General features: G+C 59.8%; 23 protein-coding genes. 10 read left to right on the top strand and 13 right to left on the bottom strand.

The genetic code is table 11. From position 1 onward, the window contains the following. Positions 1 to 184: 184 nt before the first annotated feature. From groL to MPJ51_RS13915, 3 genes are all read right to left on the bottom strand, one after another. Positions 185 to 1,828, bottom strand: a complete 1,644-nt coding sequence (gene groL / locus MPJ51_RS13925; RefSeq protein ID WP_298387860.1) for a chaperonin GroEL — start codon at positions 1,826 to 1,828, stop codon at positions 185 to 187. A gap of 54 nt (positions 1,829 to 1,882) precedes the next feature. Then, positions 1,883 to 2,170, bottom strand: a complete 288-nt coding sequence (gene groES / locus MPJ51_RS13920; RefSeq protein WP_298387858.1) for a co-chaperone GroES — start codon at positions 2,168 to 2,170, stop codon at positions 1,883 to 1,885. A gap of 153 nt (positions 2,171 to 2,323) precedes the next feature. Beyond that, positions 2,324 to 2,998 carry a DUF2161 family putative PD-(D/E)XK-type phosphodiesterase gene (locus MPJ51_RS13915; RefSeq protein ID WP_298387856.1) on the bottom strand — a complete coding sequence of 225 codons (675 nt, stop codon included), beginning with the start codon at positions 2,996 to 2,998 and terminating at the stop codon, positions 2,324 to 2,326. Positions 2,999 to 3,122: 124 nt separating this feature from the next. Between MPJ51_RS13915 and MPJ51_RS13910 the strand changes: the two genes are divergently transcribed. The 7 genes from MPJ51_RS13910 to MPJ51_RS13880 all read left to right on the top strand — a co-directional run bounded on the left by MPJ51_RS13910 (position 3,123) and on the right by MPJ51_RS13880 (position 9,250). Then, a complete protein-coding gene (locus MPJ51_RS13910; protein ID WP_298387854.1) occupies positions 3,123 to 4,103 on the top strand; it encodes a TraB/GumN family protein in 981 nt (326 codons plus the stop codon). Between the two features lie 88 nt (positions 4,104 to 4,191). Next, complete coding sequence (locus tag MPJ51_RS13905; RefSeq protein ID WP_298387851.1) at positions 4,192 to 5,112, top strand: manganese-dependent inorganic pyrophosphatase; 921 nt, start codon at positions 4,192 to 4,194, stop codon at positions 5,110 to 5,112. Positions 5,113 to 5,343: 231 nt separating this feature from the next. Beyond that, positions 5,344 to 6,219, top strand: a complete 876-nt coding sequence (locus MPJ51_RS13900; RefSeq protein ID WP_298387848.1) for an HAD family hydrolase — start codon at positions 5,344 to 5,346, stop codon at positions 6,217 to 6,219. A 102-nt stretch (positions 6,220 to 6,321) separates the two neighbouring features. Further along, on the top strand, positions 6,322 to 6,765 hold the full coding sequence (locus tag MPJ51_RS13895; protein WP_298387845.1) for a MaoC family dehydratase: 444 nt from the start codon (positions 6,322 to 6,324) through the stop codon (positions 6,763 to 6,765). Between the two features lie 48 nt (positions 6,766 to 6,813). Continuing rightward, positions 6,814 to 7,746 (top strand): bifunctional riboflavin kinase/FAD synthetase, encoded by a 933-nt coding sequence (locus tag MPJ51_RS13890; protein ID WP_298387842.1) that lies wholly within the window; start codon positions 6,814 to 6,816, stop codon positions 7,744 to 7,746. After that, positions 7,743 to 8,216: a YcgN family cysteine cluster protein gene (locus MPJ51_RS13885; RefSeq protein WP_298387839.1), complete on the top strand. Its 474-nt coding sequence runs from the start codon at positions 7,743 to 7,745 to the stop codon at positions 8,214 to 8,216. Before MPJ51_RS13890 ends, MPJ51_RS13885 begins: the two co-directional genes overlap by 4 nt. Further along, positions 8,216 to 9,250: a beta-eliminating lyase-related protein gene (locus MPJ51_RS13880; protein WP_298387836.1), complete on the top strand. Its 1,035-nt coding sequence runs from the start codon at positions 8,216 to 8,218 to the stop codon at positions 9,248 to 9,250. Before MPJ51_RS13885 ends, MPJ51_RS13880 begins: the two co-directional genes overlap by 1 nt. Before the next feature lie 81 nt (positions 9,251 to 9,331). Here MPJ51_RS13880 and MPJ51_RS13875 read toward each other — a convergent pair whose 3' ends face one another. Then, positions 9,332 to 9,934, bottom strand: a complete 603-nt coding sequence (locus MPJ51_RS13875) for a 2-hydroxychromene-2-carboxylate isomerase (RefSeq protein ID WP_298387833.1) — start codon at positions 9,932 to 9,934, stop codon at positions 9,332 to 9,334. Between the two features lie 108 nt (positions 9,935 to 10,042). Here MPJ51_RS13875 and MPJ51_RS13870 point away from each other — a divergent pair, with 108 nt between their 5' ends. Beyond that, positions 10,043 to 11,059: a ribose-phosphate pyrophosphokinase gene (locus MPJ51_RS13870; RefSeq protein WP_298387829.1), complete on the top strand. Its 1,017-nt coding sequence runs from the start codon at positions 10,043 to 10,045 to the stop codon at positions 11,057 to 11,059. A 14-nt stretch (positions 11,060 to 11,073) separates the two neighbouring features. On the opposite strand, the gene MPJ51_RS13865 is transcribed toward MPJ51_RS13870, so the two are convergent. From MPJ51_RS13865 to MPJ51_RS13825, 9 genes are all read right to left on the bottom strand, one after another. Then, on the bottom strand, positions 11,074 to 11,766 hold the full coding sequence (locus MPJ51_RS13865) for a nitroreductase family protein (protein WP_298387826.1): 693 nt from the start codon (positions 11,764 to 11,766) through the stop codon (positions 11,074 to 11,076). Positions 11,767 to 11,950: 184 nt separating this feature from the next. Beyond that, positions 11,951 to 12,352, bottom strand: a complete 402-nt coding sequence (locus tag MPJ51_RS13860) for a hypothetical protein (RefSeq protein WP_298387823.1) — start codon at positions 12,350 to 12,352, stop codon at positions 11,951 to 11,953. A gap of 145 nt (positions 12,353 to 12,497) precedes the next feature. Then, complete coding sequence (locus MPJ51_RS13855) at positions 12,498 to 12,848, bottom strand: H-type lectin domain-containing protein (RefSeq protein ID WP_298387820.1); 351 nt, start codon at positions 12,846 to 12,848, stop codon at positions 12,498 to 12,500. A 116-nt stretch (positions 12,849 to 12,964) separates the two neighbouring features. Further along, positions 12,965 to 13,375 carry a F0F1 ATP synthase subunit epsilon gene (locus MPJ51_RS13850; RefSeq protein ID WP_298387817.1) on the bottom strand — a complete coding sequence of 137 codons (411 nt, stop codon included), beginning with the start codon at positions 13,373 to 13,375 and terminating at the stop codon, positions 12,965 to 12,967. Between the two features lie 12 nt (positions 13,376 to 13,387). Then, positions 13,388 to 14,812: a F0F1 ATP synthase subunit beta gene (gene atpD, locus MPJ51_RS13845; RefSeq protein ID WP_298387814.1), complete on the bottom strand. Its 1,425-nt coding sequence runs from the start codon at positions 14,810 to 14,812 to the stop codon at positions 13,388 to 13,390. Between the two features lie 18 nt (positions 14,813 to 14,830). Beyond that, positions 14,831 to 15,709 carry a F0F1 ATP synthase subunit gamma gene (locus MPJ51_RS13840; protein ID WP_298387810.1) on the bottom strand — a complete coding sequence of 293 codons (879 nt, stop codon included), beginning with the start codon at positions 15,707 to 15,709 and terminating at the stop codon, positions 14,831 to 14,833. A gap of 12 nt (positions 15,710 to 15,721) precedes the next feature. Then, on the bottom strand, positions 15,722 to 17,260 hold the full coding sequence (gene atpA, locus MPJ51_RS13835; RefSeq protein ID WP_298387808.1) for a F0F1 ATP synthase subunit alpha: 1,539 nt from the start codon (positions 17,258 to 17,260) through the stop codon (positions 15,722 to 15,724). After that, a complete protein-coding gene (locus MPJ51_RS13830) occupies positions 17,261 to 17,821 on the bottom strand; it encodes a F0F1 ATP synthase subunit delta (RefSeq protein WP_298387805.1) in 561 nt (186 codons plus the stop codon). Positions 17,822 to 18,134: 313 nt separating this feature from the next. Further along, positions 18,135 to 18,869 (bottom strand): class I SAM-dependent methyltransferase, encoded by a 735-nt coding sequence (locus MPJ51_RS13825; protein ID WP_298387802.1) that lies wholly within the window; start codon positions 18,867 to 18,869, stop codon positions 18,135 to 18,137. A 43-nt stretch (positions 18,870 to 18,912) separates the two neighbouring features. Here MPJ51_RS13825 and gloB point away from each other — a divergent pair, with 43 nt between their 5' ends. Continuing rightward, complete coding sequence (gene gloB, locus MPJ51_RS13820) at positions 18,913 to 19,698, top strand: hydroxyacylglutathione hydrolase (protein WP_298387799.1); 786 nt, start codon at positions 18,913 to 18,915, stop codon at positions 19,696 to 19,698. Between the two features lie 173 nt (positions 19,699 to 19,871). Next, on the top strand, positions 19,872 to 21,760 hold a 1,889-nt coding region (locus MPJ51_RS13815; RefSeq protein ID WP_298387796.1), incomplete at its 3' end, for an AAA family ATPase.

The raw sequence follows: 21,760 nt of genomic DNA, 5'->3' as shown, positions 1-21,760 counted from the left end.
TCCTTCATCTTTTTCCAAATACTCCCGCCGGAGGCATGCCTGCACAGCAGGCATTCAAAACGAAACGGGGCCGCCCGAAGGCGACCCCGTCGAAAGTTATACGGCTTTCCCTCACAGCAACTTGGCCAATTCGGCCAAGCGCCTATCGGGGTCGTCAGAATTCGCCTGGGCGAATTCGACGTGCTTACATCATGCCGCCCATGCCGCCCATGTCGGGCATGCCACCGGCAGGTGCGCCGCCGTCTTTGGCAGGCTTGTCGGCAACCATCGCCTCGGTGGTGACCAGCAGGCCAGCAACCGATGCCGCATCTTCCAGAGCGGTACGGACAACTTTGGCCGGGTCGATCACGCCGAACGAGAACATGTCGCCATATTCTTCGGTCTGCGCGTTGAAGCCAAACGCTGCGTCGGACGATTCACGGACCTTGCCCGCAACAACCGCACCGTCAACACCTGCGTTCTCAGCGATCTGGCGCAGCGGCGCTTCGATGGCCTTGCGAACGATATTGATGCCTGCGCTCTGGTCAGCGTTTGCGCCTTCCAGCGATTCCAGTGCTTTACCGGCCTGAACCAGCGCAACACCACCGCCCACGACAACGCCTTCCTGCACAGCAGCGCGGGTCGCGTTCAGAGCATCGTCCACACGGTCCTTACGCTCTTTCACTTCCACTTCGGTCATGCCGCCGACGCGGATCACGGCAACACCGCCTGCCAGTTTGGCAACGCGTTCTTGCAGCTTCTCACGGTCGTAGTCGCTGGTGGTTTCTTCGATCTGGGTGCGGATCTGGGCAACACGTGCTTCGATCTCGGCCTTCTCGCCAGCACCGTCGACGATGGTGGTTTCGTCTTTGGTGATTTCGATTTTCTTGGCGGTGCCCAGCATGTCCATGGTGACATTCTCAAGCTTCATGCCCAGATCTTCGCTGATCACCTGACCACCGGTCAGGATTGCGATGTCCTGCAGCATGGCTTTGCGACGATCGCCGAAGCCCGGTGCTTTGACAGCAGCAATTTTCAGGCCGCCGCGCAGTTTGTTGACCACGAGGGTCGCCAGCGCTTCGCCTTCAACGTCTTCTGCGATGATCAGCAGCGGCTTCTGCGACTGGATCACTTGCTCGAGCAGCGGAACCATCGGCTGTAGCGAGGACAGTTTCTTTTCGTGCAGCAGGATCATGCAGTCGTCGAGGTCTGCGATCATCTTGTCTGCGTTGGTGACGAAGTAAGGCGACAGGTAGCCACGGTCGAACTGCATACCTTCGACAACATCGGTCTCGGTTTCCAGACCTTTGTTTTCTTCGACGGTGATAACGCCTTCGTTGCCAACCTTCTGCATCGCGTCTGCGATCTGCTGACCGATTTCGGCTTCGCCGTTGGCCGAGATGGTGCCAACCTGAGCAACTTCTGCCGAGTCCTTGACTTCACGCGAGGCGTCTTTGATGCCTTCAACAACCTTGGCAGTTGCCAGGTCGATGCCGCGCTTCAGGTCCATCGGGTTCAGGCCAGCAGCAACCTGCTTGAGACCTTCGCGAACGATGGCTTGGGCCAGAACGGTTGCGGTGGTGGTGCCGTCGCCGGCTTCGTCATTGGTGCGGCTGGCGACTTCTTTCACCATCTGCGCGCCCATGTTTTCGAACTTGTCTTCCAGTTCGATTTCCTTGGCAACCGAAACACCGTCTTTGGTGATGCGCGGTGCGCCAAAGGATTTGTCCAGAACCACGTTGCGGCCTTTGGGGCCCAGGGTCACTTTAACAGCATCGGCCAGGATGTTCACACCTGCCAGCATGCGGTTACGGGCATCGGTGTCAAACTTGACGTCCTTAGCAGCCATATCGTTTCTCCTTGAGAAATTGTATTGGGATGAAGATCAGAGGAAGCGTGGCGCTTACTCGATGATCCCCATGATGTCGCTTTCTTTCATCATCAGCAGCTCTTCGCCGTCGACTGCGACCTCGGTGCCCGACCATTTGCCGAACAGGATCTTGTCGCCAGCTTTCACAGCCATCGCGATCAGCTCGCCGCTGTCCTTGCGCGCGCCTTCGCCGGTTGCAACGACTTCGCCTTCGCTGGGCTTTTCTTTCGCGCTGTCAGGAATGATCAGGCCGCCTGCGGTTTTTTCTTCGCTTTCGGTACGGCGAACCAGCACACGGTCATGAAGCGGTTTCAATGCCATCTTTGCAGCTCCTTGGGCTCAAAGTTTGTTAATCCTCCCCCCGCCGGTTGACGAGGCATTAGCACTCGGGCCTCCCGAGTGATAACGGCGTATAGCTAGGGGGTCGCCACACCTGAGTCAACAAGATGTGAGGGATTTTTTGGGATTACCGGTTCAGTCGGCCTGTTCCCAGCTGTAAGCCCAGTGTTTCAGGCCCTCTTGCCCCGCACCAGACAGGCCATAGATGCCCTTTTCGACCTTGTCGAACCAGCCATAATGGTTGTCCCGCATCACACGGGTCGCCCCCGGCACACCGGTCGCCTTGGCCACGTCAGAACCTTTGCAGGCACCGTTCTCAGCCAGATGAGCGGCGCATTTCAGCGCGTCCTGCCTGTATGCGGTGACAATCCCGTACCGGGTCGCACCCCCGGCATTGGGATCACCTTCCAGCCGGTCGAACTCACGCAGCAGTCGCGCTGTTTTAATCTTATCCTTGCGCGGGGCGTAGGGGCCGGGGTCGCATTGCACCTCGACCGTGCCATCGGCACGCACGGTGATCAGCCCAAGGCCCAACCGGCGGCACAGTGCCAGATTATCCTTCAGCGCCCGCCGGGCGGTGCGCCCTTTGGGCTTGCAGACACCGATATAGACCTGATCGGTGATCCTCAGCCGGGTGATCGCCTGATGAAACAGCGCCAACGAGAACCGCAGCTTCAACTCGACAATCACCGGGTCTTCGCCATCGCGCAGGGCGACGATATCGGCCGCGCCGACCTCACCCTTGACGGTATAGCCCTGTCGCTCCAGCAACGCCTTGATCGGCGGGTAAAGATCCTGCTCGCGCTCCATCCCCCCATGCTAGGCAGTTTCGCTGGGAAAGCCAGCCAATAGGCGCAGCGTTGCAATCAGGCTTGCACCCGATCACCCGCCAAGGCAGAGTTGCGGCATCTCTGATTTCAAAGGAAAATCCCGGATGCGCCTCATTCTGTTTGTAATCTGCCTGTTGCTGCCCGCAGCGGCGCAAGCCGCCTGTGAAGGGCGCGACCTGAAAGGGGACTTGCCCCTGTCGATACAGGCAGAATTGAAAGAGGCGGTGTCCAACATCCCCTACCCTGAAGGCAACCACTGGATTGCGACAAAGGGCAATACGGTGCTGCACCTCGTGGGGACACTGCACCTGAACGCCCCACAAATGGGCGCACTTGTCGAACGCCTGACGCCCGTTCTCAGTCAGGCCGACGCTTTCTACTTCGAAGTCACTCAGGACGAGATGAAAGCCTGGGAACAGAGATTGGCCGCAGACCCCAGCCCGATCATGATCACATCCGGCCCGTCCCTAATCGACATAATGCCGGAAGAGGATTGGGCCACGCTCTCTGCCATGCTGACCGAACGCGGAATTCCCAGTTGGGTGGCCGCGAAAATGCGCCCCTGGTTTCTGGGAATGATGCTGGGCATGCCGACCTGCATGCTGCAGGACCCTCAGGCCGATCACGGCCTGGATTCACGGCTGACCGATCTGGCCCTTGAACATGACATTCCGCAATATTCACTGGAAAGCATCGATGACCTGATGGGCGTGTTCGACATTTATTCCATCGAGGAACAGGCACATTCCCTTGCCCGGATGGTCGGCACCTACAAAAACAGCGACGATCAAATGGCCACGATGACAAAAGCCTATTTCGATGAACAGCACTGGCAGGTCATGGAACTCGGTCGCCTCATTGCGCGCGAATATTCCGGCCTGTCGCCCGAAGAGTTCGACAAGGAATGGAGCCCGATCGAACAGCACCTGCTGATCGAGCGCAACAACAACTGGATGCTGCATATCCTGAGCATTCAGGACCAGACCGCCGTGATCGCCGTCGGCGCCGGACACCTGAGCGGCACGTTCGGCCTTCTGAACCAGTTGCATCAGGCCGACTATACGCTGGAACGCGCCCCATTCTGACCCTTCGCCGCAGTTTTCTGTCGGGCAGGTGACATCCTTGATGGACCGCCCTATAAGGCGCGCAAATTTTCATTCTCAGGACGCTGACATGACAACCCTCGTATTTGGTCACAAATCCCCCGACACCGATTCCACCGGCTCTCCGATCCTGTGGTCGTGGTATCTGAACGAAGTGAAAGGCGAACAGGCCGAGCCCGTGCTGCTGGGTGAACCCAACACCGAAGCCGCCTTCATGCTGCAGCGCTGGAACCTGCCCAAACCGCGCATCATCGCGGATGTGGACGCGGACGCGCCGGTGGTCATCGTCGACACCAACAACCCGGCGGAACTGCCCGCCAGCATCAACAGCGCCGATATCCGCGCCATCATCGACCACCACAAACTGGTCGGCGGGCTGGAAACCAAAGGCCCCATCGACATCACCGTGCGCCCGCTGGCCTGCACCGCCACCATCATGGTGGACCTGATGGGCGACGACGCCGCCAAGATGCCCGACGCCGTCAAAGGTGCCGCACTGACCTGCATCCTGTCGGACACGCTGGAATTCCGTTCGCCCACCACCACCGCGCATGACCGCGCAGTGGCCGAGAAACTGGCCGCCGATCTGGGCTTGGACGTCTCGGCCTACGCCGCCGACATGTTTGCGGCGAAATCGGACGTCTCGTCCTTCTCGGACGCCGAACTGATCCGCATGGACAGCAAGGAATACGAGGTCGACGGCACCAAGTTCCGCGTCTCGGTTCTGGAAACCACCGCCCCCGGCGTGGTGCTGGACCGCAAGACCAGCCTTGCCGCCGCGATGGTGGATGTCGCCAAAGAGGACGGCGTCGATCAGGTCCTGCTGTTCGTCGTGGACATCCTGAACGAAGAAGCAACGCTGCTGGTCCCCAACGATCTGGTCAAATCCGTCGCCGAGAAAAGCTTTGACGCCAGTGTCGATGGTGACGCCGTTGTCCTGCCCGGCATCATGAGCCGCAAGAAGCAGATCATCCCGAACCTCAAGGTCTGATCATCCCGCTCCCGAGGGCGCCTGTATTGGGCGCCTTCTTTTTTTGCGAGGCTCTGCCTCGCGCTCCGGGATATTTTTAGCCAGATGAAGACTGGAATCCCCTGCTTCATCTGGCCCCAAATATCCCCGGGGGAGTCGCCCGCAGGGCGGCGGGGGCATAGCCCCCTCTGGCCAAACGGGGTGACCTCTGCCATAGGCATTGGCACGCATTGCCTGCCAAATGAGGGGCCCATGACCCAGATCATCTCAACGCTTGCCGAAATCTCTGATCGCTACAAAGCGCTGTTCGTGGACTTATGGGGCTGTGTGCATAACGGCATAACCGCATACCCCGAAGCGGTTGCGGCGTTGCAAGCGTACCGCCAGCAAGGTGGCGCGGTGGTGTTGGTGACCAATTCCCCGAAACCCCGCGCGGGGGTGGCCGAGCAGTTGGGGCAGTTCAACGTCCCCCCTGATTCCTACGACACCATCGCCTCCAGCGGCGACTCGGCCCGGTCGGCATTGTTTCGCGGCGCGGTGGGAGAGAAGGTTTATTTCATGGGCGAATGGCAGCGGGATGCGGGGTTTTTCGAACCTCTGAAACTGCTGGATCATCCGCTGCATATCGAACGCGTGCCATTGGACGAGGCCGAAGGGATCGTCTGTTGCGGCCCCTTCGATCCGATGGCGGACCCTGCCGTCAACCGGCCCGATTTCCTCTATGCAAAGCAAAAAGGCATGAAACTGCTCTGTGCCAACCCCGATATCGTCGTGGATCGCGGCGAGATTCGGGAATGGTGCGCGGGTGCTTTGGCCAAGCTTTATACCGAAATGGGGGGCGAGAGCCTTTATTTCGGGAAACCGCACCCTCCGATCTATGACCTGGCCCGCCGCAGGTTGCAGGAGATCGGAGTGGATGTCCTGGATTCGGAGATTCTGGCCATCGGTGACGGGCCGCAAACCGACATTGCAGGCGGCATGGGCGAAGGTATTGATACTTTGTTCATCACCGGCGGGTTGGCCGCAGCCGAGACCAAAACGTCGCATCACCCGGACGAAGACGCCCTAAGAGACCATAATAAAAAAGAAAACATCAATCCGACCTACTCGATTGGTCGCTTGCGATAGCCAAAAAAGAGCTTGATTTTCTGCAACTGCGAAGTAATAAAGTTACCCAAGGGCTGCAGATGATGGTTTTTTGTTGCCCCATTGATCTCGGATGAGGGCAGCATGTTGGACAATCTTCCACGCGGAACGATCTGTATCGAAGACATCGAAATGGGCATGACGCGCCACCTGCGCAAGGTGGTGAGTGATGAGGATATCGAGATGTTTGCCCAGGTCTCGACCGACCGCAATCCGGTGCATCTGGACGATGATTATGCCCGTGACACGATCTTTCAGGGCCGAATTGCCCATGGGATGCTGACCGCGGGGCTGATCTCGGCCGTGATTGGCGAACAGCTGCCCGGACATGGCACCGTCTATATGGGCCAATCACTCAAGTTTCTGGCCCCTGTGCGCCCTGGTGACATGGTTTATGCCGAGGTCAAGGTGATCGATATCGACTTTGCCAAACGGCGGGTGAAACTGGATTGCCATTGTGCGGTTGATGGCAAAAAGGTGCTGGTGGGCGAGGCGATGGTTCTGGCGCCGTCGCGCAAGTTCGACTGACCTGATCTGCGGCTTGAACCCGGCCCTCTCTCCGGCTAGGCAAGGCGCATGCAGATCATCCGGGATTTTCAGTTCATAGACCCCGAGGATCGCGGCGCCAGCGTCGCGATCGGGAATTTCGACGGCGTTCATGTCGGGCACCGCTCGGTCATCGAACTGGCCCGTAACGCAGCACCCGAGGCCCCGCTGGGGGTGCTGACTTTTGAACCACACCCAAGAGAGTTCTTTGCGCCCAACACGCCTCCGTTCCGGTTAATGCGGGGCAATGCGCGGGCGCACCGGTTGCAGAAGCTGGGCGTTGAAAAACTGTATGAACTGCCCTTCAACGCCGCCCTTGCGGGGCTGACGCCCGAAGCCTTTGCGCGCAGTGTGATTTGCGATGGGCTGGGGCTGGCCCATGTGGTTGTGGGCGCGGATTTCTGTTTCGGCAAGGGCCGCAGCGGCACTGCGCAGGACATGGTGCGTTTTGGCGAGGAAATGGGGTTCGGCGTCACCATCGCCCCGCTGATGGAACGGTCGGAAAACGTTGTGTCTTCGACCGCGATCCGCACCGCTTTGACCGAAGGCCGCCCGCGTGATGCCGCCGCGATGCTGGGCCACTGGCACCGGATCGAAGGTGAGGTGGTGGGCGGTGAACAGCGCGGGCGCGAGCTGGGTTTTCCCACTGCCAACATGTCCATCGAGGGCCTGCACCCTCCGAAATTCGGGGTCTATGCGGTGCTGGTGGACGTACTGGATGGCCCGCATCAGGGCAGCTATCACGGCGCGGCCTCGATCGGAACCCGACCGATGTTTGGTGGCGAGGTGCCCAATATCGAAACCTTCCTGTTCGATTTCTCGGGCGATCTATATGGCGCGACCCTGTCGGTTGGGCTGGTTGAATATCTGCGGCCCGAGTTGAAATTCGACGGGTTGGACGGGTTGATCATGCAGATGGATGCGGATTGCGCGCAGGCTCGTGACCTGCTGGCCGCGCTATGACCTCGGACCCGATTGACCGCGCCGGGCTGTCGCACCGGTTCTGGGAGCGCAAACCCCTGCGCAAAATGTCCCCGCGCGAGTGGGAGGCGCTGTGCGACGGCTGCGGCAAATGCTGCTTGAACAAGCTGGAGGACGAGGACACGGGCGAGGTCGCCCTGACCTGTGTCGCCTGCCGCCTGCTGGATGATGAAAGCTGCCGCTGCACGCAATACGATATTCGGCATCAGTTTGTGCCCGAATGCATCGTGATGAAGCCCGACAATATCGACGATCACGCTTATTGGCTGCCGCAAACCTGCGCCTATCGTCTGCTTTGGGAAGGCAAGCCCCTTTACGATTGGCATCCGCTGCTATCTGGTACAGCGGATACGGTTCACACCGCCGGGGTCTCGGTCCAGGGGCGCACCGTGTCCGAGTTCGAAACCCCCATCGAAGAATGGGAAGATTACATCATTGAGGAGCCGACCTGATGCATTTCGCCTCTGACAATTCCGGGCCTGTTCATGCGGAAGTTCTGGCCGCTTTGACCGAGGCAAATCAGGGCTATCAGATGGCCTATGGGGCCGACACGCTGATGAACGAGGTGCGTGATCAGATCCGAGGGATTTTCGAAGCCCCCGGTGCGGCGGTCTATCTGGTGGCAACCGGGACGGCGGCGAACTCTCTGGCACTGGCCACCCTGTCGCAGCCGTGGGAGACGGTGTTCTGTTCGCCCGTGGCCCATATCCACGAGGATGAATGCAACGCGCCGGAATTCTATACCGGCGCGAAACTGACGCTGGTTCCGGGTGGTGACAAGATGACGCCCGAGGCGTTGCGCCAGTCGATTGAGGGCGAAGAGACACGGGGCGTACACGGACCCCAGCGTGGCCCGGTGTCGATCACGCAGGTGACCGAACGGGGGACGGTGTATTCGCTGGCGGAACTGCAGGCGTTGTGCGGCGTGGCGAAGGAGTACGGCCTGCCGGTTCACATGGACGGCGCGCGGTTCGCCAATGCGCTGGCCGCGCTGAACTGCTCACCGGCTGAGATGACGTGGAAAGCGGGCGTCGATGCGGTCAGTTTCGGCGGCACGAAGAACGGATTGCTTGGAGTCGAGGCGGTTGTCTTTTTTGACGAAACCAAGGCCTGGGAATTCGAGCTGCGCCGCAAACGCGGGGCGCATCTGTTTTCAAAACACCGCTATCTGTCGGCGCAGATGGCGGCCTATCTGCGCGATGATCTGTGGTTGCGGTCTGCACGGCAGGCGAATGCCAATTGCGCCCGTCTAGCCGACGGGCTGCGCGTGGCGGGGGCCGCGTTTCTGCATGAGCCGCAGGCCAATATCGTCTTCGCCAGTTTCCCCCGTCACCAGCACAAGCGTCTGCACGAGGCTGGGGCAGTCTATCATCTGTGGGGGGATAGTCTGGACGGGGCGAATGAGGATGAGATGCTGGCGTGTCGCTTGGTGTGTGACTGGTCGATCGGGACGGATCAGATCGACCGGTTTTTGACCTTGCTATAGGGGATGGGGGCGCTGCCCCCGCCGCAGCAAGCTGCGACTCCCCCGGGATATTTTTGGCCAGATGAAGCAGGCGGGGACGGATTAGCCGTTCAGCGTTGCGAGGTGGCGGTCGAGATCGTCGAGGCGGTCCTGACCCCAGAAACGTTGGTCATCTGGCGTGATGTAGAAGGGCGCGCCGAAAACACCGCGGTCTACGGCCTCTTCCAGATTGGCGGCATAGGTTTCGGCGCCAACCAGCAGGCCGCTATCGGCGAGGTCGGGGTTGAACCCGGCCTGTGACAGGCAATCGCGGATGACCTCATCCTGGGCGATGTCCTTTTCCTCGGCCCAGCAGGCGCGCAGGATGGCGTGGCAGAGTTTGCCCATATCGCCCGAGCCGTCCTTGGCGGCGGCGATCACCGCGTAAGAGGATGGCGCCATGTTGGTGGGCCAATGGGCCGGTTGCAGGTTCAGGTCGAAGCCGAGGGTTTTTGACTGACGCAACAGTTCCTGCGCCCGGTATTCGATGCGCGAGATATGCCGGTCCTTGGGTGGAACGCCCCCGGTGCGACCAAACAGGGCGACGATATCCAGCGGTTTGTAATTGATCGTTGCTCCGTGCTTTGCCGCGATCTCTTCTAGCCGGGTGCCAGCCAGATAGGTAAAGGGCGAGAGTGTCGCAAAAAAGTAGTCAATCTGGGTCATGTTCACTTTCTCCGCTGGGTTATCTTTGCGGGACGGTAGACCCGTGATAAGCGGTGTCAACATCACGAATCTGTCACATAGCCATTGCTGCCCGGGGACCTACAGCCGATGCCGACACTCCACGAACCCAAGCTGATCGCTGGGAACGCCAATCTTCCGCTTGCCGAAACCATCTCGCGCCGCATGAGCCTGCATCGCGGTGTCGATCAGGGTCTGGTCGATGCGCGGGTCGAGCGGTTCAATGATGGCGAGATTTTTGTCGAAGTGTTCGAGAATGTGCGCGGCGAGGATATGTTCATTATCCAGCCGACCTCGAACCCCGCCAATGACAACCTGATGGAGCTGCTGATCATCGCCGACGCGCTGCGCCGGTCGTCGGCCCAGCGGATCACCGCGGTGATCCCTTACTTCGGATACGCCCGTCAGGATCGCCGCACCAAGGCGCGCACGCCGATCAGCGCCAAGCTGGTGGCCAATATGCTGACCGGTGCGGGGATCGAACGCATCCTGACCATGGACCTGCACGCGGCCCAGATTCAGGGGTTCTTTGATATCCCGGTGGACAACCTTTATGCCTCGCCGATTTTTGCGCTGGATGTGAAAAGGCAGTTCCGCGACCAGATGGACGATCTGATGGTGGTTTCACCCGATGTCGGCGGCGTGGCCCGCGCGCGGGAACTGGCCAAGCGCATCGGCGCGCCGCTGTCGATCGTCGACAAGCGCCGCGAGAAGGCGGGGGAAGTGGCCGAGATGACAGTGATCGGGGACGTCAAAGGCAAGATCTGCCTGATCGTTGACGACATCTGCGACACGGCCGGGACGCTGTGCAAGGCGGCGCAGGTCCTGATGGATAATGGCGCGAAAGAGGTGCATTCCTACATCACCCACGGCGTCATGAGCGGCCCCGCGGTCGAGCGTGTGACCAATTCGGTGATGAAATCTCTGGTCCTGTCCGACACGATCCAGCCGACACCCGAGGTGGCAAGTGCCGCCAATATCCGTGTCGTGCCGACCGCGCCGATCTTTACCCAGGCGATCCTGAACATCTGGAACGGCACCAGCGTGTCGTCCCTGTTCGAGGACAAGACCCTGACCCCGATCTACGAGTCGCTCTATCACGGGTAAGGGCCCGTCAGGCCCTATTCGGCGATGGTCAGGATTTCGTCCAGCGGCTTCTTGATCTTCGCCACTTTCGGAACCTTTGCATCCTCACTGGGGTGACCCACCGCAACGATCATGATCGGCTTTTCATGATCCGGGCGCCCCAGCAGCGGGTTCAGGAATTTCATCGGGTTCGGCGTATGGGTCAATGAGACCAGCCCGGCATGGTGCAGCGCCGCCAGCAGGAAACCCGAAGCGATACCGGTGCTTTCGGGCACGTAGTAGTTCTTGAACCGCGTTCCGTCATCGAACTCTCCCCACCGTTGGGCAAAGATCACGATCAGCCAGGGTGCGTCCTCTAGGTGAGGCTTGTTGTCATTGGTTCCAATCGGCTCCAGCGCCTTCAGCCACTCGTCCCCTGCCCCGCCTTCATAGAATCTGCGTTCCTCTTCCTCGGCCCCTTCGCGGATCTGCTTTTTGATCGCGGGGTCGGAAATGGCGACAAAGTGCCAGGGCTGATGATTGGCCCCGGACGGGGCAGTTCCGGCGGTGCGGATACACTCTTCGATCACTGCGCGCGCCACCGGGCGGTCTGAATAGTCGCGGACGGTGTGGCGGCACCGCATCAGATCGTAAAAGCGCTGTGCGCTGGCCAACATCTGATCATCCGTCAGGTCCATACGATCCGGAAGGTCCAGCGCTTCGTATTCGATATGCTCACGTGCAAACACGGGGTGACCTCATTCTTTCGGTACAGGCCCACCAATTGGCAGCCCACAACCCAATCTAAGCGGCCTTTGGTGCAAAGGCCAAGGCGGATTTATCAGAGGGTGTGAGCCGAAGCACAACTGGTTACGGCGGTGCAAACTTGCTTCATCACTCTGCCAACCCGGGGATTCTGAATGCAATCAGACCTTAATTATCCCTGAACCGTTTGGGCAGGCGTCTAAAGAGCAATAAACTCAGCAAACCCCAAAGACCCAGCGGCTTTGCATCGCCTGTCATTTCCGCCAGATCTTCTTCCGAATACTCGTTCCTGACGATCTCGCGAATATTGGCGAAACGGGTTCCGGCGACGGCTTCTTTTACGACCGCCTCGGCCTGTTCGAAATCTTCCACGGAAAAGCCGAAATTGACTTCTGTTTCTCCGATATCAGCACCGTCCCATTCGCCCAGATCACCTGCTAACAGAGCGTTTTCGACATGCTCCATCGCGGCGTTTCGGAACTCCAAAGCTTCCGAACTGAATGCGCTTCGATCTGTGATATCCGGGATGTCGGAAATATTGTAATAGATTTCAATGCTCTTTCCGGTCACGCCTCAATCCTTTCGGTATGAAATGAACTTCTTTCCGGTTAGGCGAGCAATGTGGCGTTTTTTGGAAACCGGAGACGTGCGCCGTCAAACATAGGGAATACGCTGCCGATGGCGGCAGCATTGTCGAAGAACAGCGTGTCGGGCTTTACGAGATCACCCAGTCATCCTCATGCGACACCTCACCAATGGCGGTCCAGGCGACGCGGATGCGGGCGATGCGGGTGTCGGACCAGGTGCGGAATACCGCGTTGAAACCCTCGGACGTGATGTCCTGCGCCCTGACCTCGGCGCGCAGGGCCGAGGTTGTGTCCACATCCCACAGAGAGATACCGATCTGGACCACCGGGGCTGTTCGGAACGGCTCTGAGAACCGGATCGTCACGCGCCGTTCGCGCGGGCCTTCGCCGGTCCACATGTCGCCGCCATTGGCGAATTCAGAGAACAGGGTTTCTTCGCCTTGGTCGATGCCAATGGGATGGGTTCGAAACGTCTTCATTCAGTCGTCTTTTTCTTTCAATACTCATAACCTAACCCGCAACCATGACGAGCGCACGACAAAAAAACGGCCCCGCGATGCAGGGCCGTCTTAGATGTTCCAAGTGCAACAAGCCGTTACAGGCTCATATGCGTCCCAAGCGCTTCCATGTCCGCCAGCAGTTTGGCGGCGTCGTCGACGATGGTCTGATCGTCACCGGCCTTAGCCGCCTCGTGCGAGGCGCGGGCCTCGGCGATCAGGTCGTCCAGATGCGACCGGGTCACTTCGGCCACCGGGATGGCCTTTTCGGCCAGCACCGACAGGCTGTCGCCGTTGATCTGGGCAAACCCGCCGGTGACCAGGTATTCGCTGGACCCTTGGGGTGCCTCAACCTTCAGCAGACCGGGGCGCAGCGTTGTGATGGTGGGGGCATGGTCGGGCATTGCCGTCATGTCCCCGTCCGCGCCGGGAATCTGGACCGCGGTGGCCTCAAGCGAAGCAAGGCTCCGCTCGGGGCTGACGAGGTCGAATTGCATCGTGTTTGCCATCAGGGATACTCCTTAGGCGGCTTCTGCGGCCATCTTCTCGGCTTTGGCGATCACTTCGTCGATGCCACCAACCATCAGGAAGGCCGCTTCGGGCAGGTGATCGTATTCGCCAGCCACAACAGCTTTGAACGATGCGATGGTTACATCCAGAGGAACCTGAACGCCGGGCGAGCCGGTGAAAACCTCGGCAACGTCGAACGGCTGCGACAGGAAGCGTTCGATCTTACGGGCACGGGCCACGGTCAGTTTGTCTTCTTCCGACAGTTCGTCCATGCCGAGGATGGCGATGATGTCCTGCAGCGACTTGTAGCGCTGGAGGATCTGCTGAACGTCGGTCGCAACGCCGTAGTGCTCTTCACCCACAATCGCGGGGTCCAGCAGACGCGAGGACGAGTCGAGCGGGTCAACAGCCGGGTAGATACCCTTTTCCGAGATCGCACGGTTCAGAACGGTGGTCGCGTCCAGGTGAGCAAACGATGTTGCTGGCGCGGGGTCGGTCAGGTCGTCCGCAGGCACGTAGATCGCCTGCACCGAGGTGATCGAGCCCGACTTGGTCGAGGTGATGCGTTCCTGCAGGGCGCCCATATCGGTCGCCAGCGTCGGCTGGTAGCCCACAGCCGAAGGAATACGACCCAGCAGAGCCGAAACCTCGGAACCTGCCTGCGTAAAGCGGAAGATGTTGTCGACGAAGAACAGAACGTCGGTCCCGGACTGGTCGCGGAACTGCTCGGCCAGGGTCAGACCTGTCAGAGCAACACGCGCACGCGCACCCGGAGGCTCGTTCATCTGACCGTAAACCAGCGCAACCTGCGATTCCGACAGGTTGTCGGGCTTGATCACGTTCGATTCGATCATCTCGTGATACAGGTCGTTGCCTTCACGGGTCCGTTCACCAACACCCGCGAACACGGAAAAGCCCGAGTGCACTTTTGCGATGTTGTTGATCAGTTCCATGATCAGAACGGTTTTACCAACGCCGGCACCGCCGAAGAGGCCGATTTTACCGCCTTTGGCGTAGGGGGCCAGCAGGTCAACAACCTTGATGCCGGTGACCAGAATTTCCGACTCGGTCGACTGTTCGTCGAACTCGGGTGCGGGCTGGTGGATGGCACGGGCTTCGGTTGCTTCGACCGGGCCTTTTTCGTCGATCGGCTCGCCGACCACGTTCAGGATACGGCCCAGGGTGGCGTTGCCAACCGGAACCGAGATCGGTGCGCCGGTATCGGTCACTTCTTCGCCACGGACCAGACCTTCGGTCGCGTCCATCGCGATGGTGCGGACGGTGTTTTCACCCAGGTGCTGGGCAACTTCCAACACCAGGCGCTTGCCGTTGTTGGTGGTTTCCAGCGCGTTCAGAATTTCAGGCAGCTGATCTTCGAACTGCACGTCAACGACGGCCCCGATGATCTGTGTGACTTTGCCTTTTGCATTCGCCATGTTTCGTCTCCGGTTTTCTTACAGCGCTTCGGCGCCGGAAATAATTTCAATCAGCTCGTTGGTGATCACGGCCTGACGCGAGCGGTTGAACTGGATCGTCAGCTTGTCGATCATCTCACCCGCGTTGCGTGTCGCGTTGTCCATCGCGGACATCCGTGCACCTTGTTCAGACGCTCCGTTTTCGAGCAGAGCCGAGAAGATGGCGGTCGCAACCCCCTTGGGCAGCAGGTCGGCCAGAATGGCCTCTTCGCTGGGCTCGTAGTCGAAGATGGCACCGCTGTCGTCACCCGCCGCTTCGTCCTCGAACGAGGCCGGGATGATTTGCTGTGCCGTGGGGATCTGGGTCACGACGTTGACGAACTTCGAATAGAAGATCGTGGCAACATCGAACTCAGCCCCGTCAAAGCGGGACAGGACGTCCTTGGCGATGTCCTGCGCGTTGGTGTAGCCAATGCGCTTGACCTCGCTCAGGTCGATATGTCCAACGAACAGATCGGCAAAGTCGCGCTTGAGAGCGTCGCGACCCTTTTTACCAACGGTCAGAACCTTGACCGTCTTGCCTTTGCCGCGCAGCTCGTCCGCTTTGGCGCGGGCAAGCTTGGCGATGTTCGCGTTGAAGCCGCCACACAGGCCGCGTTCAGCTGTCATGACAACCAGCAGATGGACATCATCGCTGCCCGTACCCCGGAGCAGCTTGGGGGCGCTGTCGCTGCCCCCGACCGAAGCCGCCAGCCCCGCCATCACGGCATTGAACCGTTCGGCATAGGGGCGCGAGGCTTCGGCAGATTCCTGGGCGCGGCGCAGTTTTGCGGCCGCGACCATCTGCATGGCCTTGGTGATCTTGCGGGTCGATTTGACCGACTCGATCCTGTTTTTAAGGTCCTTCAGACTAGGCATCGGAACCCCCTATCAAGCGAAGGTCGCGGCGTATTCGTCGATCGCTGCCTTGATCTTGTCGGACGCGTCACCTTTGATCTTGGGATCTTCGTCGGTGAGCCATGTCAGCAGGTCGGCATGCTTGCCGCGCAGGTGCGCCAGCAGACCGGCCTCGTAACGGCCAACGTCCGAGACGTCGATCTTGTCGAGGTAACCATTGGTGCCCGCGAAGATGACGCAGACGATTTCGGCGTTGGTCAGCGGCGAGTACTGCGGCTGTTTCATCAGCTCGGTCAGGCGCGCACCACGGTTCAGCAGCTGCTGGGTCGCGGCGTCGAGGTCGGAACCGAACTGCGCAAAGGCCGCCATTTCACGGTACTGCGCTAGTTCCAGTTTAACCGGACCCGCAACCGATTTCATCGCGTTGGTCTGAGCCGACGAGCCCACACGCGAAACCGACAGACCGGTGTTCACAGCAGGACGGATGCCCTGATAGAACAGTTCGGTTTCCAGGAAGATCTGACCGTCGGTGATCGAGATCACGTTGGTCGGAATAAACGCAGAAACGTCACCACCCTGAGTTTCGATAACCGGCAGCGCGGTCAGCGAACCTGCACCGAAGTCTTCGTTCAGCTTCGCCGAACGCTCCAGCAGGCGGGAGTGGAGATAGAAAACGTCGCCCGGATAGGCTTCACGGCCCGGCGGGCGGCGCAGCAGCAGCGACATCTGACGATAGGACACAGCCTGTTTCGACAGGTCATCATAGATGATCAGCGCGTGGCGGCCATTGTCACGGAAATATTCCGCCATCGCGGTTGCCGAGTAAGGTGCCAGGAACTGCATCGGCGCCGGGTCGGACGCGGTCGCGGCCACAACGATCGAGTATTCAATCGCGCCGGATTCTTCCAGTTTCTTCACCAGCTGGGCGACGGTCGAACGCTTCTGACCAACCGCCACATAGATGCAGTACAGTTTCTTCGACTCGTCGTCGCCTGCTGCGTCGTTGTAGACTTTCTGGTTCAGGATGGTGTCCAGCGCCACAGCGGTTTTACCGGTCTGACGGTCACCAATGATCAGCTCCCGCTGGCCACGGCCAATCGGGATCATCGCGTCAACCGATTTCAGGCCGGTTGCCATCGGCTCGTGCACCGATTTACGCGGGATGATGCCCGGGGCTTTCACGTCAGCAACGCCACGCTTGGAGGCATTGATCGGGCCTTTGCCGTCCAGCGGGTTGCCCAGACCGTCAACAACGCGGCCCAGCAGTTCGTCACCGATCGGAACGTCCACGATCGAGTTGGTGCGCTTTACGGTGTCACCTTCTTTGATGTCACGGTCAGACCCGAAGATAACAACACCGACGTTGTCGCTTTCCAGGTTCAGCGCCATGCCCATGATGCCGCCGGGGAATTCGACCATCTCACCGGCTTGCACGTTGTCCAGGCCGTATACACGGGCAATCCCGTCACCGACGCTCAGCACGCGGCCGATCTCGGCCACTTCGGCTTCCTGACCAAAATTCTTGATCTGGTCCTTCAGGATTGCAGAAATCTCTGCAGCTTGGATTCCCATTTATCCGACCTCTTTCATTGCATTCTGTAGGGAGTTCAGCTTCGAACGGATCGAGCTATCGATCATTTTCGAGCCCACTTTAACGACAAGACCGCCGATGAGGCTTTCATCAACGGTCGCATTGATTGTCACGGTCTTGCCCACACGCTCGGACAGCGTTTTGGACAGTTTATCCATCTGTGTCTTGGTCAGCGCCTTGGCCGAGGCGACATCGGCGGTCACTTCGCCACGCTCTTCGGCCAGCATGTCGCGCAGAACCTGCACCAGCTGCGGCACAACAAACAGGCGACGTTTCTGCGCCATCAGGCCCAGCGTGTTTTGCAGGATGGGGTTCAACCCCATCTTCGCGGCAACCGCGGTGATCGCGCCTTCCTGTTCGGCACGCGAAACCAGAGGCGAAGCAATCAGGTCGCGCAATTCGGCGCTGTCGCCCAGTGCTGCTGCCAGATCGTTGATGCCGGTTTCCAGACCCGCAAGGTCATTATTCTCTTTGGCGATCTCAAAGATCGCGGTGGCATAGCGCTCGGCGATGCCTGTGGAAATCGAAGCTGGTTCGGACACGTCCACCCTTCCGATACTTTAGGCCCCGAATTCGCGTTGCGGCAGCTACCCCGGGGGCGTGAGGAAACCCCGTCCAGGAAGGGCGGGGATCAAAATCACCGGGGATGTAGCAGAGCCGAACTCAGCTAGCAATATATTATAAAGGGTAGTGCTTTATCCACAAAATGTATGATTTCAAATACTTATGCAAAGTGCGACCCTTTTGTCCGGGCAGAGACAGGGAAAAATGTTACGAAAGTGTAGGTTTTTGCGATTCCTGTGACCATTTTCCCGCAATTTCACGGTCTGGGTCGTCTCATCCTGAGCCGCGCAGCTAGGCCGGTTTCAGCAACCCGTCCAGCGCCTTGATCGGGCGACGCTCGGTATCCTTGGTGACGCTGCCGCTGGGCGGGCGGATATGCTTGGTGACCTCGACCATCAGAACGCCTCCGGCCATGATCGTGGGCAGGCGCTGCCCGGTTTTTTCGATCAGGCTGCCGGATTTCAGCCAAAACCGCCGGAACGAGGGCGGCAGGTACAGGGCCGAGCAGTGGTTTTCCCGGATGAAATGATGCGCCTTGAGCTGGCTTTCCAGTTGCGAGGCCGAATAGGGGCGGCCAAAGCCAAAGGGCGTCCGGTCGGTGCGCGACCACAGCCCCGCCCGGTTTGGCACCACAAACAGCGCCCGCCCGCCGGGGCCAAGGACGCGCCAGCATTCATCCAGCAACTGGCTGGGCCGGCCCGAGGTCTCAAGCCCGTGCATCACCACCAGCTTGTCCACATGTCCGGTTTCAATCGGCCACCGCGTTTCCTCGGTCAGGACCGAGACGTTGGGCATCCCCGCGGGCCAGGGCATCACCCCCTGCGGGCCGGGCATCAACCCGATCACCCGCCGGGCGTCAGCCAGATAGGGGCGCAGCAGGGGCACCGCAAAGCCAAAGCCCACGACGGTCTGACCTTTGGCCTCAGGCCACAGATCGACCACCCGGCCCCGGATCGCCGCCTGCGCCGCACGCCCCAGCGTGCTGCGATAGTAAAAATTCCTCAGATCCTGCACATCAAGATGCATTGCGGACACCCGGTCAATCGGCTTAGCTGGGCGCAGTCTAGCAATGAAAGGGCAAAAGGCCATGCCTCTTGAGATCGTTACCATCCCCTGTCTCAGCGACAACTACGCTTTTCTGGCCCATGACGCCGCCAGCGGCGACACCGCGCTGGTCGACGCGCCCGAGGCTGCGCCCATTCTGGCCGAACTGGACAAACGCGGCTGGACCCTCAACCATGTGCTGCTGACCCACCACCATTGGGATCACGTGGACGGGCTGGGCGCGATTCTTGAAAAACAGCCCGCAAAGGTCATCGGGGCCGCCGCAGATGCCCATCGCCTGCCCCCGCTGGACCTGCAGGTGCGCGAAGGCGACAGTTTTGACATCGGTGGTGAGCCAGTGCAGGTGCTGGATGTCTCGGGCCACACTGACGGCCATATCGCATTCTACATGCCGAACAGCGCCGTGGTCTTCACCGCCGACAGCCTGATGGCGCTGGGATGTGGCCGCCTGTTCGAAGGCACCCCGCCGCAAATGTGGGCCTCACTCAGCAAACTGGCGGCCCTGCCCGATGACACGCTGGTCTGCTCTGGCCATGAATACACGCAATCCAACGCCAAATTCGCCCTGACCATCGATCCCGACAATGCCGCGCTGCGCGACCGCGCCGCCGATATCGACCGCGCACGTGCTGCGGGTCAGGCCACGGTCCCGTCCTCTCTGGCGCTGGAAAAGGCGACAAACCCGTTCCTGCGGGCGGGTGATCCCGCGATTCAGGCGCATCTGGGAATGGAAAATGCCGACCTCGCAAAGGTTTTTGCCGAAATCAGGGCCAGAAAAGACCGGTTTTAGGGTAATTTACCCCTGTTCACGGCCACGGTCACAGGAAATGTGACTGTCAAGTGAAAGAAAACCCTTGAAGCCGGGGCACGATCAACCAAACTCTAATAGTATGAGGACATGGTTGGGATGGGGTTCCGGCCGACGCCTGCCCCCGTTCCGACCCAAGACAGAGGAGCACCCGCGTGCCTTCATTCTCGAGCACATTAGAACAAGCCATTCACGCGGCCTTGGCGGCTGCGAATGAGCGGCGCCATGAATTCGCGACGCTGGAACACCTGCTTCTGGCATTGCTGGAAGAACCCGATGCAATCCGGGTGATGAAAGCCTGCAGCGTCGATCTGGAAGAATTGCGCAGCACCCTGGTCGAATTCATCGACGAAGACCTGTCCAATCTGGTGACAGATATCGACGGGTCCGAGGCGGTGCCGACAGCAGCCTTCCAGCGCGTTATCCAGCGCGCGGCGATCCACGTCCAAAGCTCGGGCCGCACCGAGGTGACGGGCGCCAATGTTCTGGTGGCCATCTTCGCCGAACGCGAAAGCAACGCCGCCTATTTCCTGCAGGAACAGGACATGACCCGCTATGACGCGGTGAATTTCATCGCCCATGGCGTGGCCAAGGACCCGGCCTATGGCGAAAACCGCTCGGTTTCCGGTGCCGATCAGGTCGAGGATGAGGTCCAGCCTGCCGCCACCGAGGGTGAGCAGAAGGAAAGCGCCCTTGGCAAATACTGCGTTGATCTGAACGCCAAGTCTCGCGCCGGTGATGTCGATCCGCTGATCGGCCGCAGTGACGAGGTTGAGCGCTGCATTCAGGTCCTCTGCCGCCGCCGCAAGAACAACCCGCTGCTGGTGGGTGATCCGGGTGTTGGCAAGACGGCGATTGCCGAAGGTCTGGCCTATAAGATCATTTCCGGTGAAGCCCCCGATGTGCTGTCCGAAACCACGATTTATTCGCTGGACATGGGCGCCCTACTGGCCGGAACCCGCTATCGCGGCGATTTCGAAGAACGGCTAAAGGCGGTGGTGACTGAATTGGAAGACCACCCCGACGCGGTGCTGTTCATTGACGAAATTCACACCGTGATCGGTGCTGGTGCGACCTCGGGCGGGGCGATGGATGCCTCGAACCTGCTGAAACCGGCCTTGCAGGGCGGCAAGCTGCGCACCATGGGATCGACCACCTACAAGGAATTCCGTCAGCATTTCGAAAAGGACCGCGCGCTCAGCCGCCGGTTCCAGAAGATCGACGTGAATGAGCCTTCGGTCGAAGACAGCGTGAAAATCCTGCGCGGTCTGAAACCCTATTTCGAGGAACATCACGACATCAAATACACCGCCGATGCGATCAAGACGGCGGTGGAACTGGCCGCGCGCTATATCAACGACCGCAAGCTGCCCGACAAAGCCATCGACGTGATTGATGAGGCCGGCGCGGCACAGCATCTGGTCGCGGAAAGCAAGCGTCGCAAGACCATCGGTGTGAAAGAGATTGAGGCCGTTGTCGCCAAGATCGCCCGCATTCCGCCCAAGAACGTCACCAAGGACGATGCCGAGGTGCTGAAAGACCTCGAAGCCTCGCTGAAACGTGTCGTGTTCGGTCAGGATGAAGCCATCGAGGCGCTGTCCAGCGCCATCAAACTGGCCCGTGCCGGTCTGCGCGAACCTGAAAAGCCCATCGGCAACTATCTGTTCGCCGGTCCGACCGGTGTGGGCAAAACCGAGGTGGCGAAACAACTGGCGGATACGCTAGGCGTGGAACTGCTGCGCTTCGACATGTCGGAATACATGGAGAAACACGCGGTGTCCCGTCTGATCGGCGCACCTCCGGGGTATGTCGGGTTCGATCAGGGCGGTTTGCTGACCGATGGCGTCGACCAGCATCCCCATTGCGTGCTGCTGTTGGATGAGATCGAAAAGGCCCATCCGGACGTGTTCAACATCCTGTTGCAGGTGATGGACCATGGCGAGCTGACCGATCACAACGGCCGCACGGTGAATTTCCGTAACGTGGTGTTGATCATGACCTCGAACGCGGGCGCGCAGGAACAGGCCAAGGCCGCCATCGGCTT

Source organism: Ruegeria sp., from assembly GCF_028066395.1.
Classification (GTDB): Bacteria; Pseudomonadota; Alphaproteobacteria; order Rhodobacterales; family Rhodobacteraceae; genus Ruegeria.
Note: the sequence above shows the minus strand (reverse complement) of the source record. Positions and strands in the feature narration are given on the sequence as shown.